The sequence below is a fragment of the Citrobacter sp. Igbk 17 genome, assembly GCF_028069775.1.
Taxonomy (GTDB): Bacteria; Pseudomonadota; Gammaproteobacteria; order Enterobacterales; family Enterobacteriaceae; genus Citrobacter.
On record NZ_JANEWI010000003.1, the window covers coordinates 22,917 to 36,665 of the forward strand.

General features: G+C 51.1%; 11 protein-coding genes. 3 read left to right on the forward strand and 8 right to left on the reverse strand.

The window, feature by feature from the left end; translation table 11 throughout:
* Positions 1-2 precede the first annotated feature (2 nt).
* Positions 3-911: a sulfate adenylyltransferase subunit CysD gene (gene cysD, locus NNO08_RS02410; protein ID WP_137382749.1), complete on the reverse strand. Its 909-nt coding sequence runs from the start codon at positions 909-911 to the stop codon at positions 3-5.
* A 254-nt stretch (positions 912-1,165) separates the two neighbouring features.
* Here cysD and NNO08_RS02415 point away from each other — a divergent pair, with 254 nt between their 5' ends.
* Complete coding sequence (locus NNO08_RS02415; RefSeq protein WP_271456115.1) at positions 1,166-2,209, forward strand: aminopeptidase; 1,044 nt, start codon at positions 1,166-1,168, stop codon at positions 2,207-2,209.
* A 45-nt stretch (positions 2,210-2,254) separates the two neighbouring features.
* On the opposite strand, the gene cysH is transcribed toward NNO08_RS02415, so the two are convergent.
* From cysH to cysJ, 3 genes are all read right to left on the reverse strand, one after another.
* Positions 2,255-2,989 (reverse strand): phosphoadenosine phosphosulfate reductase, encoded by a 735-nt coding sequence (cysH, locus tag NNO08_RS02420; RefSeq protein WP_271456116.1) that lies wholly within the window; start codon positions 2,987-2,989, stop codon positions 2,255-2,257.
* Positions 2,990-3,090: 101 nt separating this feature from the next.
* The gene (gene cysI / locus NNO08_RS02425; RefSeq protein ID WP_271456117.1) at positions 3,091-4,803 is read right to left on the reverse strand and encodes an assimilatory sulfite reductase (NADPH) hemoprotein subunit; all 1,713 of its coding nucleotides are present in this window, start codon (positions 4,801-4,803) and stop codon (positions 3,091-3,093) included.
* Positions 4,803-6,602 carry an NADPH-dependent assimilatory sulfite reductase flavoprotein subunit gene (gene cysJ / locus NNO08_RS02430; RefSeq protein ID WP_271456118.1) on the reverse strand — a complete coding sequence of 600 codons (1,800 nt, stop codon included), beginning with the start codon at positions 6,600-6,602 and terminating at the stop codon, positions 4,803-4,805. The genes cysI and cysJ overlap by 1 nt, the downstream gene beginning before the upstream one ends.
* A 304-nt stretch (positions 6,603-6,906) precedes the next feature.
* On the opposite strand from cysJ, the gene queD reads away from it, so the two are divergent.
* Positions 6,907-7,269 (forward strand): 6-carboxytetrahydropterin synthase QueD, encoded by a 363-nt coding sequence (gene queD / locus NNO08_RS02435; RefSeq protein ID WP_041686189.1) that lies wholly within the window; start codon positions 6,907-6,909, stop codon positions 7,267-7,269.
* A gap of 97 nt (positions 7,270-7,366) precedes the next feature.
* Here the strand turns inward: queD and queE are convergent, their stop codons facing one another.
* On the reverse strand, positions 7,367-8,038 hold the full coding sequence (gene queE / locus NNO08_RS02440) for a 7-carboxy-7-deazaguanine synthase QueE (RefSeq protein ID WP_040232204.1): 672 nt from the start codon (positions 8,036-8,038) through the stop codon (positions 7,367-7,369).
* A 429-nt stretch (positions 8,039-8,467) separates the two neighbouring features.
* Between queE and NNO08_RS02445 the strand changes: the two genes are divergently transcribed.
* Entirely contained in the window at positions 8,468-9,577 is a 1,110-nt protein-coding gene (locus NNO08_RS02445) for an SDR family oxidoreductase (protein ID WP_271456119.1), read from the forward strand.
* A gap of 69 nt (positions 9,578-9,646) precedes the next feature.
* Here NNO08_RS02445 and eno read toward each other — a convergent pair whose 3' ends face one another.
* The 3 genes from eno to mazG form a co-directional block, all read right to left on the reverse strand.
* Entirely contained in the window at positions 9,647-10,945 is a 1,299-nt protein-coding gene (gene eno / locus NNO08_RS02450) for a phosphopyruvate hydratase (RefSeq protein WP_202037895.1), read from the reverse strand.
* A gap of 86 nt (positions 10,946-11,031) precedes the next feature.
* A complete protein-coding gene (gene pyrG / locus NNO08_RS02455) occupies positions 11,032-12,669 on the reverse strand; it encodes a glutamine hydrolyzing CTP synthase (protein WP_005130912.1) in 1,638 nt (545 codons plus the stop codon).
* Between the two features lie 224 nt (positions 12,670-12,893).
* Positions 12,894-13,685, reverse strand: coding sequence for a nucleoside triphosphate pyrophosphohydrolase (mazG, locus tag NNO08_RS02460; protein ID WP_271441039.1), 792 nt, complete (start codon positions 13,683-13,685; stop codon positions 12,894-12,896).
* Between the last annotated feature and the right edge of the window lie 64 nt (positions 13,686-13,749).

The following is a 13,749-nucleotide window of genomic DNA, read 5'->3' on the forward strand; positions in this document are numbered from 1 at the left end:
CCTTAGAAATACCCCTGACGTTTCTTCAGCTCCATGGAGCCCGCCTGGTCGCGGTCAATCACGCGGCCCTGACGTTCACTGGTGGTTGAGACCAGCATCTCTTCGATGATTTCCGGTAGCGTCTGCGCGTTAGACTCCACTGCGCCAGTGAGTGGCCAGCAGCCGAGAGTACGGAAACGCACCATCCGTTTTTTGATAACCTCACCAGGCTGCAGATCGATTCTGTCGTCATCAATCATCATCAACATGCCGTCGCGCTCAAGCACCGGACGCTCTGCGGCGAGGTACAGCGGAACAATGTCGATGTTTTCCAGCCAGATGTACTGCCAGATATCCTGTTCCGTCCAGTTAGAGAGCGGGAATACGCGAATGCTTTCGCCTTTGTTAATCTGGCCGTTGTAGTTATGCCACAGCTCCGGACGCTGGTTTTTCGGGTCCCAGCGATGAAAACGATCGCGGAAGGAATAGATACGCTCTTTCGCGCGCGATTTCTCTTCATCACGGCGTGCGCCGCCGAATGCTGCGTCAAAACCGTATTTGTTCAGCGCCTGCTTCAACCCCTCGGTTTTCATAATGTCGGTATGCTTGGCGCTACCGTGGACAAATGGATTTATCCCCATCGCCACCCCTTCCGGGTTTTTATGCACCAGCAGTTCGCAGCCGTAGGCTTTTGCCGTGCGGTCACGAAACTCATACATCTCGCTGAATTTCCAGCCGGTATCAACGTGCAGCAGAGGAAACGGCAGTGAACCAGGATAAAACGCTTTGCGCGCCAGATGCAGCATTACGCTGGAATCCTTGCCGATGGAATACATCATCACCGGATTCGAAAACTCGGCGGCCACCTCACGAATGATATGGATGCTCTCCGCTTCCAGTTGCCGCAGGTGGGTAAGTCGTTTTTGATCCATAACCGTTCCTATGTATTGCCGTTATTTTGCTAACGAAGTTCAGATAACCTGACTATAGGGAGGGCAAGAGAGCGAATGAAATTACGAATTGGAATGAGTAGTTCCTCAAAGGAATAACGATCTGGAAAAGCAAATATCAAAAAGTGCTTAAGCCGCCGGATTTCGGGCATTTAGGAGCAAATGAAATTGTTTTACCTCGATCACGGTTTCATACTAACGGCTGAAAATTTCTGCTTGGTATTTAAGGACTCACTATGTTTTCCGCATTGCGCCACCTGACTACCGCCCTGGCGCTCGGCGCGTGCTTTATCCTTCCCGCACAGGCAACCTCTTCGAAGCCCGGAGATATGGCAAATACTCAGGCCCGATATATCGCAACATTCTTCCCTGGCCGCGTGACGGGCTCTCCGGCAGAAATGCTCTCTGCTGATTATTTACGTCAGCAATTTCAGCAGATGGGCTATCGCAGTGATATTCGGACGTTTAATAGCCGTTATATTTATACCGCCAAAGACAACCGTAAGAACTGGCATAACGTTACGGGCAGTACCGTCATTGCAGCGCATGAAGGCAAAGCGCCGCAGCAGATTATTATCATGGCGCATCTCGACACTTACGCTGCGCAGAGCGATGCCGATTCCGATGCTAATCTGGGCGGATTAACCTTGCAGGGCATCGACGATAACGCCGCAGGTTTGGGCGTCATGCTGGAGTTGGCTGAAAAACTAAAAAATGTGCCGACACAGTACGGCATTCGGTTTATCGCCACCAGCGGTGAGGAAGAAGGCAAACTGGGTGCAGAAAATATCCTTAAACGCATGAGTGCGGCAGAAAAGAAAAATACGCTGCTGGTTATCAACCTCGATAACCTGATCGTCGGGGATAAGCTCTACTTTAATAGTGGGAAAAGAACCCCGGAAGCCGTACGAAAACTGACGCGCGACCGGGCGCTGGCAATTGCACACAGCCGCGGTATCGTCGCCAGTACCAACCCGGGCCTGAACAAAGACTATCCGAAAGGAACCGGATGTTGTAACGATGCCGAGGTCTTCGACAAAGCGGGAATCGCCGTGCTCTCGGTAGAAGCAACCAACTGGAGCCTGGGTAAAAAAGACGGCTATCAGCAACGCGCCAAAACTGCCTCTTTCCCCGCCGGTAACAGCTGGCACGACGTGCGTCTGGACAACCAGCAGCATATCGATAAAGCGCTTCCAGGCCGGATTGAACATCGCAGCCGCGACGTAGTACGCATCATGCTGCCGCTGGTGAAAGAACTGGCAAAAGCGGGTAAACCCTGAAGAAGTGGTCCGGTAGGATGTAAATCTTACCGGGCCACTTTCCTGTTACCCTTCGTGCAGCCCACATTCGCGTTTCAGCCCGAAGAAGCGCGTCTCTTCTTCTGCCATGCCTGGCTCCCATTTACGCGTCGTGTGGGTATCACCGACTGACAGGTAGCCTTGCTCCCACAGCGGATGATATTTCAGACCGTGTTTTTGCAGATACTGGTATACCGTACGGTTGTCCCAGTCGATAATCGGCAGCACTTTAAATACGCCGCGCTGAATAGCCAATACCGGTAGATGTGCACGGCTACCGGACTGCTCGCGGCGCAGACCCGCAAACCAGGTTTGTGCATTCAGTTCTTTCAGCGCCCGGTTCATGGGTTCGACTTTGTTGATGTCATTGTATTTCTCAATGCCTTCAACGCCCTGCTCCCACAGCTTGCCGTAGCGCGCTTCCTGCCAGGCCGCGCTCTCTTTCGCTCGGTAGACCTGCAGGTTGAGTTTGAGTTTATCCGTTAACTCATCAATAAACTGGTAGGTTTCCGGAAATAAATAGCCAGTGTCGGTGAGGATCACCGGGATATCCGGGCGAATCTGGTTCACCAGATGCAGGCTGACCGCCGCCTGAATACCAAAACTTGATGAAAGGACATATTCGCCGGGCAGATTTTCCAGCGCCCACGCCACGCGTTCTTCCGCGCTCAGCTTTTCCAGTTGGCTGTTGGTTTCTGCCAGTGCCATAACACGCTCAACTTTTGGCAGTGCGTTTAAGCCGTTTAGATCGAGTCTGGACATAAGTTCCTCGCTGTATGTCTTGCCTGATGGCGCTTCGCTTATCAGGCCTACAGTCTACGTAGGCCTGATAAGGCATTTATGCCGCCATTCGGCAATTCGGGTTATTCCCAGAAATCACGCGCAGGATCGAGCACCGGGCGAATAATGCCCGCACGCACTGTAAAATCACCGAAGCCTTCACCCGCTTCGCGCTCTTTCGCCCAGCGCCCAATCAGTTCATCCAGCGAAGCCAGAATTTCCGGCTCTGTGATATTTTCTTTGAACATCCGTGGGATACGAGTCCCGATACGGTTTCCGCCCAGATGCAGGTTATAGCGCCCAGGCGCTTTACCCACCAGCCCCACTTCCGCCAGCATGGCACGACCACAGCCGTTCGGGCAGCCCGTGACTCGCATGACAATATTTTCATCACTTAAATCATGCTTCGCCATCAACGTATCAATGTTGTCGATAAACGTAGGCAGGAAACGTTCTGCCTCGGCCATTGCCAGCGGACAGGTCGGGAACGATACGCAGGCCATTGAGTTTTCACGCTGTGGGGTCACCGCATTCATCAGGCCGCTTTTCTGCGCAATCTTCTCAATCTTCGCCTTATCACTTTCCGGGACACCGGCAATGATCAGGTTCTGGTTGGCCGTGATACGGAACTCGCCTTTGTGGATCTTCGCGATCTCCAGCAAGCCGGTTTTCAGCGGGCGCCCCGGGTAATCCAGAATACGGCCGTTTTCAATAAACAGCGTCAGGTGCCATTTATTGTCGATCCCTTTCACCCAACCAATCCTGTCGCCTCGACCGGTAAACTCATACGGACGAATCGGCTCGAATTTGATCCCCGCACGACGTTCAACTTCTTCTTTAAACGTCTCGACACCTACCCGCTCCAGCGTGTATTTGGTTTTCGCGTTTTTACGATCGGTACGGTTACCCCAGTCACGCTGCGTGGTCACCACCGCTTCTGCCACCGCTATGGTGTGTTCCAGCGGCAGGTAACCAAACTCACTTGCAGTGCGCGCATAGGTTTTCTTGTTACCGTGCTCAATAGACAGTCCACCGCCAACCAGCAAGTTAAAGCCCACCAGCTTGCCGTTTTCGGCAATCGCTACGAAGTTCATATCGTTAGCGTGCAGATCAATGTCGTTCTGCGGCGGGATCACCACCGTCGTTTTAAACTTACGCGGCAGATAGGTCTGACCGAGGATCGGCTCTTCATCCGTCGTCGCGACTTTTTCCTGATCCAGCCAGATCTCAGCATAAGCGCGAGTACGGGGCAGCAAGTGTTCAGAGATTTTTTTCGCCCACTCGTACGCTTCAGCATGCAACTCAGACTCATACGGGTTGGAAGTGCACAGCACGTTACGGTTCATATCGTTGGCGGTCGCCAGCGCGTCCAGCCCCACTGAATGCAGCATCTGGTGCACCGGTTTCACGTTCTTCTTCAGAATACCGTGAAACTGAAACGTCTGGCGGTTGGTCAGACGGATGCTGCCGTAAATGGTGTTGTCATGGGCAAACTTATCGATCGCCTGCCACTGTTTGGTGGTGATGACTCCCCCCGGCAGGCGGCAGCGCAGCAGCATCGCATGACGCGGCTCCAGCTTCTGTTCGGCACGTTCGGCGCGAATATCGCGGTCATCCTGCTGGTACATACCGTGAAAACGGATCAGCAGAAAGTTATCACCTTTGAATCCGCCGGTGAGGCCGTCATTTAAATCTTCGGCAATGGTGCCGCGCAGATAATTGCTCTCCAACTTCATTCGTTCAGCGTCGGACAGCTTACCTTCGACCACCAGTGGTCCTGGATGTTTTTCGCTCATTAGTAGACATCTCGCTGATAACGGCGCTCAACGCGCAGCTCACTCAAAAATTCATCCGCCGCTTCGATATCCATAGCACCGAATTCGGCAATCACTTCCAGCAAAGCCTGCTCAACGTCTTTCGCCATGCGATTGGCGTCGCCGCAGACATAAATGTGCGCACCGTCATTAATCCAGCGCCACAGCTCTGCACCCTGTTGGCGCAGTTTATCTTGTACGTAGACTTTATCTTTTTGATCACGGGACCAGGCAAGGTCGATACGGCTGAGTACACCTTCTTTGACGTAACGCTGCCATTCCACCTGATACAGGAAATCTTCAGTAAAGTGCGGATTGCCAAAGAACAGCCAGTTTTTCCCTTCTGCACCGTCTGCGGCACGTTGCTGCATAAAGGCGCGGAACGGCGCAATCCCTGTTCCAGGCCCGATCATAATGACCGGTGTTTGCGGATTTTCCGGCAGGCGGAAGTTGTCGTTATGCTCAATAAACACACGCACTTCACCCTCTTCTTCCACGCGATCGGCAAGGAAGCTGGAGGCACCACCTGCACGCGCGCGGCCTTCAACGTCAAAACGCACGGCACCAACGGTGATATGTACTTCGCTTTCCACTTCAGCCTGGGATGAAGCAATGGAGTACAAACGTGGCGTCAGCGGACGCAGCAAGCCAATTAACGCGTCGGCATCGAGTTGTGCCGGGGAGAAACGCAACATATCGACAATGGGGGTGGTTGTAGCGTAATGCTGTAATTGCGCTTTATCGCCTACCAACGGCAACAGCGTTTCGCTGCGCGTCAGGGTGGCATAGTTTTCCACGATATTGGCCGTGTTGACGGTCAATTCGAAATGCCACTCCAGCGCGTCAGCGAGCGGCAGCGTTTTGCCATCAACGGTGACCGGCTCAGTACCTTTCAGCCACAGCAGTTCCACAATTTCTTTGACCAGGGCCGGATCGTTCTGATACCAGACACCCAATGCGTCGCCTGGCTGATAGCGCAGGCCAGAATCACCCAGATCAATTTCGATATGGCGTACATCTTTTTCAGAGTCGCGCCCGGTAATTTTCTGGTTAACCGAAAGTGTTGCACTCAACGGTGCTTCTTTGGTGTAAGGACTGGTGTGCACCTCGTTAACCGCACCACTCGCAGCAGCCTGTGCAGACGGTGCAACAGGCGCACGCGCCTTCAGTAAATCAACCAGGCGGGCACGCCATTCTGCCGCCGCCGATTGATACTCGACATCAGCGTCAACGCGATCCAGCAAGCGTTCACCACCCAACTCTGCCAGTTTCGTATCAAAGTCTTTACCTGACTGGCAGAAAAATTCGTAAGACGTATCGCCAAGGCCAAATACGGCAAAAGCCGTGTTTTCAAGCTTCGGCGCTTTTTTAGAAAACAAGTACTTATGCAACGCAACGGCTTCTTCCGCCGGTTCACCTTCTCCCTGAGTCGATGCCACCACGACCAGCAATTTTTCATTGGCAATTTGTTTGAATTTATAATCGCCAGCATTGATCAGGGTGACATTGAGCTGCGCAGCGATAAGATCGTCGCGTAAGGCTTCCGCCACGCGACGTGCATTACCGGTTTGCGAAGCCGAGATGAGTGTAATTCCTGGCATTTCAGCGACAGGCGCAGGCGCTGCAGCATTCGTTCCCGGCTGCTGATTCAGCACGCCCCAGAAATAGCCAGACACCCACGCAAGCTGTGTGGGAGTGAAATCAGTCGTGGCCGCCTGAAGGCGTGCCAGTTGCTCCGGGTTTAGCGGGAGCAAAGCGGAAGGTGGGGCCTGTGTCGTCATGCGTTGTCATGTTCCAGTAAGCAAAGCGGATTTCAGCAATAAAACCCAAACTGAAGATAAGGTTAACGGCGGTGATAGTAACAACTAAAGAAGGGATAGAAATAACAAATAACCAAATGAACTAACCTGTTTTAGTTATCGTTATTAACAGCAAAACAGATTATATAAGCATTTGATATATAGCTAATTATCAAATATTAACATCATGAATGAATCGTTCTGATGCTCAGCGCCCTTTTAAATAATGATAAAATTTGCTCTTTACGTTACCCTACGGCGTTTTTTGCATTCTTGAGAGTAAATAATGTCCACCACCTTGTTTAAAGATTTCACCTTCGAAGCCGCTCACCGCCTGCCGCACGTACCGGAAGGACACAAGTGTGGCCGTCTGCATGGTCACTCATTTATGGTGCGTCTTGAAATTACCGGTGAAGTCGATCCACATACCGGTTGGATCATGGATTTCGCCGAGTTAAAAGCGGCGTTCAAGCCGACTTACGACAGGCTTGATCACTACTACCTGAACGATATACCGGGCCTTGAAAACCCAACCAGCGAAGTATTGTCTCGCTGGATTTGGGAACAGGTAAAACCGGTTGTTCCTCTGCTGAGCGCAGTGATGGTAAAAGAGACCTGCACAGCAGGTTGCGTTTATCGCGGAGAGTGATCCCGACCTTGCCGGATGGCGACGCATCGCGTCTGATCCCGGCCTACCTTATTTACAAGCGTAGGCCGGGCAAGCGATGCGTACCCGGCAAAACTCATCAGGCAATATTCAGGTATTTATGCGTTTGCATCGACAAACGCCAGTTACGCGCAATACAGGTATCAATACACAAACGCGTAGCATCTTCTTTCTGACTGATTGGCTGCAACGCAATAATGCGTGGTTTATCATCGCTCAACGTGGCCAGCAGTTCATCCAGCGCTTCAATATCGCGAACGCGACCCACCGGATGCTTGATTTCATTGGCTCGTTCCAGCGCCTGTGACAGTACGTCATAGCCGCCACGCATATTCACCTTCGGCGATACCGTCACCCAGGTATTCGGCGTACAGCGAACTTCGTGTGTCCCGCTGGTCTCAATCTGGCAGCTAAAGCCGTTTTTTTCCAGTAAGTCAGTGAGTGGCATTAGATCGTGAATGCAGGGTTCACCACCGGTGATCACCACGTGTCGGGCGGTATAACCCTGACGCTGAATAACAGCCAGCAGATCTTCACTGCTCGCCGCGCCCCATTTATCACTCTCTTTCGTCTTGGCCAGGATGCTATATAAGGAGACTTCCCGATCCTCAAGCTTATCCCAGGTGTGTTTGGTATCGCACCAGGCACAGCCAACCGGGCATCCCTGTAAACGAATAAAAATGGCGGGGACGCCGGTAAAGTAACCCTCACCTTGCAGGGTCTGGAACATCTCGTTAATCGGGTACTGCATAGTCATCTCTGTTTTGGGTTATGAACGCGTATTATTGCAGATTTGCACGCTCAGGTCTTGCCCCCGGCTGCGCTGTCCCCTGAGTTAAAAAATCATGAAACATGATCTCGTGTTTGCGTCTGCAATGATCGAATAGCTGTGATTTAATTTCATAGCTGTTCAGGCAGCGTTTTGATGTAACAAAATATTTTTGATAATAACCTTATAAAAATAGTATACATATTTTAAAAGTAAAATATTTCAAGCATGTACAAACGGATACATGAAATTATGAATTTATTAGTATCATGCATAGTCAAATTCGATCCGCGGTATTTTTTATATTAAAATAGGCTTAAGAAACCTAACCTTACGCTAATTTTCCATTTAATCTCCGTTTAATTATCCGCGCCTAGAATCCAGTCAACCACCCCTAATGAGACTGCATTCATGAATACACTATTAATTACTGGCGCAACCGGTTTTTTGGGCGGAGCCGTTTTAGAAAACATTCTGAATCAGACAAATGGATTTAATCTGCTGCTTTTAGTTCGTGCCGATAATGATGTATCTGCGCTGGAACGGATAAAGGAAAATCTGCGCAAATTTAATATTGCAGAAGAAAAGTTGGCCGCACTTAGCCCGCGGAATATCCTGTTGGGTGATTTGGTAGAACCCGAAGCGTTTCTTCACGACCCGCGTCTGGACCAGGTTACTCATGTCATCAACTGCGCCGCCGTCGCCTCTTTTGGCAACAACCCGCTTATCTGGAAAGTAAATGTCGAAGGAACGCTGAAGTTCGCCCGGAGAATGGCCAATGTCAGCAGCCTGCAGCGCTTTCTTCACGTTGGTACAGCGATGTCATGCTCCCCAGAACCCGATTCACTGGTGGCAGAAAGTGCAGAATTTCGCGAACGTGCTGAGCATCTGGTTGAGTATACGCACTCTAAATCCACGATAGAGCGTCTGATGCAACAGGAATGCCCAACATTACCACTGGTTATCGCGCGGCCTTCTATCGTTGTTGGCCACACTCATCATGGCTGCCAACCCTCCAGCAGTATTTTCTGGGTATTCAGCATGGGTCTGATGCTACAAAAATTTATGTGTTCGATGGAAGACCGTATTGACGTGATCCCGGTTGATTACTGCGCCGATGCATTGCTGATGTTACTGAGCAGTCCGCTCGCTCGCGGTGAAGTAGTGCACATCTCAGCAGGAGAAGAAAATAGCGTGAGGTTTGCAGATATTGATAGCGCGATGGCATCTGCGCTGGAACAAGCTCCCGTCGGCAATAAATACGCACAGGTCAGCTATGAAACGCTGGTCCAAATGCGCCGTGAACTGAAGAATATTTTTGGCCCCTGCAACGAACGACTGATGCTTAAAGCCATGCGTCTTTACGGCGCGTTCGCAACGCTGAACGTGCGATTCAGCAATGATAAGCTGCTCAGCATGGGGATGCCGAAGCCGCCGCGTTTTACCGATTACATTGAGCGCTGTGTGCAGACGACACGTGGGCTGACTATTCCACAGCAAATGGCGGTGGACTTTAAATAGGTTGCGATTGTGCAGGCAAAAAAATGCCAGCCCGAAGGCTGGCATTTTTAAATCAGAGAAAGAACAGGATTACGCCTGACCTTTGATCTCTTTACGACCGTTGTACGGAGCGTGTTCACCCAGAGCTTCTTCGATACGAATCAGCTGGTTGTACTTAGCAACACGGTCAGAACGGCTCATAGAACCCGTTTTGATCTGGCCTGCAGCGGTACCAACAGCCAGGTCAGCGATGGTAGCATCTTCAGTTTCGCCAGAACGGTGAGAGATGACAGCAGTGTAGCCAGCGTCTTTCGCCATTTTGATCGCAGCCAGAGTTTCGGTCAGAGAACCGATCTGGTTGAATTTGATCAGGATGGAGTTAACGATGCCTTTTTCGATGCCTTCTTTCAGGATCTTGGTGTTGGTTACGAACAGATCGTCACCAACCAGCTGGATTTTGTCGCCCAGTACTTTTGTCTGGTATGCGAAACCGTCCCAGTCAGACTCGTCCAGACCATCTTCGATGGATACGATCGGGTACTGTTTGGTCAGTTCTTCCAGGAAGTGAGTGAATTCTTCGGAGGTGAACGCTTTGTTGCCTTCGCCAGCCAGAACGTATTTACCGTCTTTGTAGAATTCAGACGCTGCACAGTCCATCGCCAGAGTGATGTCTTTGCCCAGCTCGTAGCCTGCTGCTTTAACCGCTTCAGCGATTACAGCCAGAGCTTCAGCGTTGGAACCCAGGTTCGGCGCGTAGCCACCTTCGTCACCAACTGCAGTGTTCATACCTTTAGCTTTCAGAACTTTAGCCAGGTTGTGGAACACTTCGGAACCCATACGAACGGCTTCTTTCAGGGATTTAGCGCCAACCGGCTGAATCATAAATTCCTGGATGTCGACGTTGTTGTCAGCGTGCTCACCACCGTTGATGATGTTCATCATCGGAACCGGCATGGAGTATTTGCCCGGAGTACCGTTCAGTTCAGCGATGTGTGCATACAGCGGCAGGCCTTTAGCAGCAGCTGCTGCTTTGGCGTTCGCCAGGGACACAGCCAGGATGGCGTTTGCACCGAAGTTGGATTTGTTTTCAGTACCGTCCAGATCGATCATGATCTTGTCGATGCCAGCCTGATCTTTAGCATCTTTACCCAGCAGAGCCTGAGCAATCGGGCCGTTTACAGCTGCAACAGCTTTCAGTACGCCTTTACCCATGAAACGGGATTTGTCGCCATCGCGCAGTTCCAGTGCTTCGCGGGAACCAGTAGAAGCACCTGACGGAGCTGCTGCCATACCAACGAAACCACCTTCCAGGTGTACTTCGGCTTCAACAGTCGGGTTACCACGGGAGTCGATGATTTCACGACCGATGATTTTAACGATTTTGGACATTAGGTTTTCCTCAGTACAAGTTAAACTAAAACTCCAGACAAACAATGCACCCTGATGGGTGCATTGCCGTTCTAACTTTTTACTTCTTACTTCGCCTGACGCTTCTGATGTTCACTGGCGGCTTTCACAAAGCCGGCGAACAGCGGGTGCCCATCACGTGGCGTGGAAGTAAATTCCGGGTGGAACTGACAGGCCACGAACCACGGATGATTCGGTACCTCAATGATCTCGACCAACTGATCATCACCGGAACGGCCTGCAACACGCAGACCCGCAGCTTCAATCTGTTTCAACAGCATATTGTTGACTTCGTAGCGGTGGCGATGACGTTCAACAATTGTCGGCGTACCGTACAGTTGACGAACCAGACTCTCATCGCTCAGCTGACACTGTTGCGCACCAAGACGCATTGTGCCACCCAGATCGCTCTTCTCGGTACGGACTTCAACGTTGCCGTCTTCATCACGCCATTCAGTAATCAGGGCCACCACTGGGTACTTACAGTCTGGCACAAATTCTGTGGAGTTGGCGTTGTCCATTCCCACGACGTTACGAGCAAACTCAATCAACGCAACCTGCATACCCAGGCAAATGCCCAGATAAGGAATATTGTTTTCACGCGCAAAGCGCGCTGTCGCGATTTTCCCTTCAACACCACGGTAGCCGAAGCCGCCTGGGATGAGGATGGCATCAAGACCTTTCAGGATCTCAACACCACGCGTTTCAACATCCTGCGAATCAATCAGCTTGATGTTGACGGTGACACGATTCTTCAAGCCACCGTGCTTCAGCGCTTCGATAACTGACTTATAGGCATCCGGCAGTTCAATGTACTTGCCGACCATACCGATAGTCACTTCGCCTGCCGGATTCGCTTCTTCGTAGATAACCTGTTCCCATTCTGACAGATTCGCTTCCGGACAGTTCAAGCTGAATCGTTTACAAATATAATCGTCAAGGCCCTGAGATTTCAACAGGCCCGGAATTTTATAGATGGAATCGACATCTTTCAGAGAAATCACCGCTTTTTCCGGAACGTTACAGAACAATGCAATTTTTGCACGTTCATTAGCCGGAACTGCGCGATCGGAGCGGCAAATCAGGATATCTGGCTGAATACCGATAGAAAGCAGCTCTTTTACAGAGTGCTGAGTCGGTTTGGTTTTGACTTCACCTGCCGCCGCCATATACGGAACCAGCGTCAGATGCATAAACAGCGTGTGCTCACGGCCAATTTCTACAGCCATCTGGCGAATCGCTTCAAGGAACGGCAGAGATTCGATATCCCCAACGGTTCCGCCGATTTCGACCAGAACAACATCATGACCTTCACCGCCTTCCAGAACGCGCTCTTTAATGGCATTCGTGATGTGCGGAATGACCTGAACGGTCGCACCCAGATAGTCACCACGGCGTTCTTTACGCAGAACGTCGGAGTAGATACGACCGGTGGTGAAGTTGTTACGGCGGCTCATTTTGGTGCGGATGAAACGCTCATAGTGACCCAGGTCCAGGTCGGTTTCAGCGCCGTCTTCGGTAACGAACACTTCCCCGTGTTGGATAGGGCTCATAGTACCTGGATCGACGTTGATGTACGGATCCAGTTTCATCATGGTCACATTGAGGCCACGGGCTTCAAGAATGGCTGCGAGGGAGGCTGCGGCAATGCCTTTTCCCAGAGAGGATACGACCCCGCCGGTCACAAAAATATAGTTCGTTGTCATGCTGGACCTGAGAAGTTAGGGTGAAACGATGGAATTACCAAGACGGGAAAGTAGTATACCCGAACATGACGAGCGCCACAAACTTTCATTATTCCTCCTCTTCACCAGGCTCACATTAACATCGGGAGTGAGAAAATAGCCCCTTTGGGGTAAATGTTTTTGACGTAAATCAATCGCTTGTTATTTAAAAAATCACACAAATCGTCCTTGACCGACGAAATCCCTTAGAGATCAATTTCCTGCCGTTTTACCTGTTGCCAGACTTCTTCCATTGTTTCCAGATCAACACCAGTCATTTCCAGACCGCGGGCTGCCACAATTCGCTCAACCTCACGAAAACGGCGCTCGAATTTTTCATTCGCTTTCTGCAATGCCGTCTCTGCTTTTGTCCCTAAATGACGGGCCATATTGACCGTGGCAAACAGCAGGTCGCCCATTTCCTCCTCCAGTTTAGCCTGGTCAACGACAGCCTGCTTCGCCTCGAACATGACTTCGTCAATCTCTTCATAAACTTTGTCGACAACCGGTCCTAAAGTCTTCCAGTCAAAGCCAACATTGGAGCAGCGTTTCTGGATTTTCTGGGCGCGCATTAGCGCCGGTAAACTACGGGGAATATCGTCCAGCGCGGAATGTTGTGCCTTCCCGGCACGTTCTTCGGTTTTGATCTGTTCCCAGCGGGTCAGCACTTCGCGACTAGTACTGGCAGAAACATCGGCAAATACATGCGGATGCCGACGTTCGAGCTTATCGCTAATCGCAGCGCAGATATCGTTAAAATCGAAGCGCCCTTCTTCCTGCGCCATTTGTGCGTAAAACACCACCTGGAACAACAGATCGCCCAGTTCACCACGCAGATCGTCGAAGTCTTCGCGCGCAATGGCATCAAGTACTTCATAGGTTTCTTCGAGGGTGTAAGGGGCAATCGTGGTGAAAGTCTGCTCTTTGTCCCACGGACAGCCGTTTTCCGGGTCGCGCAGGCGCTGCATAATACCGAGCAGTCGGTCGATTTGATTCATGTGAAAATCCTGGAGATTTGAAGAACTGTAGGCCGAATAAGGCGGCAGCCGACATCCGGCCTAC

Bases quoted from the DNA above. Each gene is read 5' to 3' on its own strand.
- cysD (WP_137382749.1), bottom strand. From the start codon at position 911: ATGGATCAAAAACGACTTACCCACCTGCGGCAACTGGAAGCGGAGAGC.
- NNO08_RS02415 (WP_271456115.1), top strand. From the start codon at position 1,166: ATGTTTTCCGCATTGCGCCACCTGACTACCGCCCTGGCGCTCGGCGCG.
- cysH (WP_271456116.1), bottom strand. From the start codon at position 2,989: ATGTCCAGACTCGATCTAAACGGCTTAAACGCACTGCCAAAAGTTGAG.
- cysI (WP_271456117.1), bottom strand. From the start codon at position 4,803: ATGAGCGAAAAACATCCAGGACCACTGGTGGTCGAAGGTAAGCTGTCC.
- cysJ (WP_271456118.1), bottom strand. From the start codon at position 6,602: ATGACGACACAGGCCCCACCTTCCGCTTTGCTCCCGCTAAACCCGGAG.
- queD (WP_041686189.1), top strand. From the start codon at position 6,907: ATGTCCACCACCTTGTTTAAAGATTTCACCTTCGAAGCCGCTCACCGC.
- queE (WP_040232204.1), bottom strand. From the start codon at position 8,038: ATGCAGTACCCGATTAACGAGATGTTCCAGACCCTGCAAGGTGAGGGT.
- NNO08_RS02445 (WP_271456119.1), top strand. From the start codon at position 8,468: ATGAATACACTATTAATTACTGGCGCAACCGGTTTTTTGGGCGGAGCC.
- eno (WP_202037895.1), bottom strand. From the start codon at position 10,945: ATGTCCAAAATCGTTAAAATCATCGGTCGTGAAATCATCGACTCCCGT.
- pyrG (WP_005130912.1), bottom strand. From the start codon at position 12,669: ATGACAACGAACTATATTTTTGTGACCGGCGGGGTCGTATCCTCTCTG.
- mazG (WP_271441039.1), bottom strand. From the start codon at position 13,685: ATGAATCAAATCGACCGACTGCTCGGTATTATGCAGCGCCTGCGCGAC.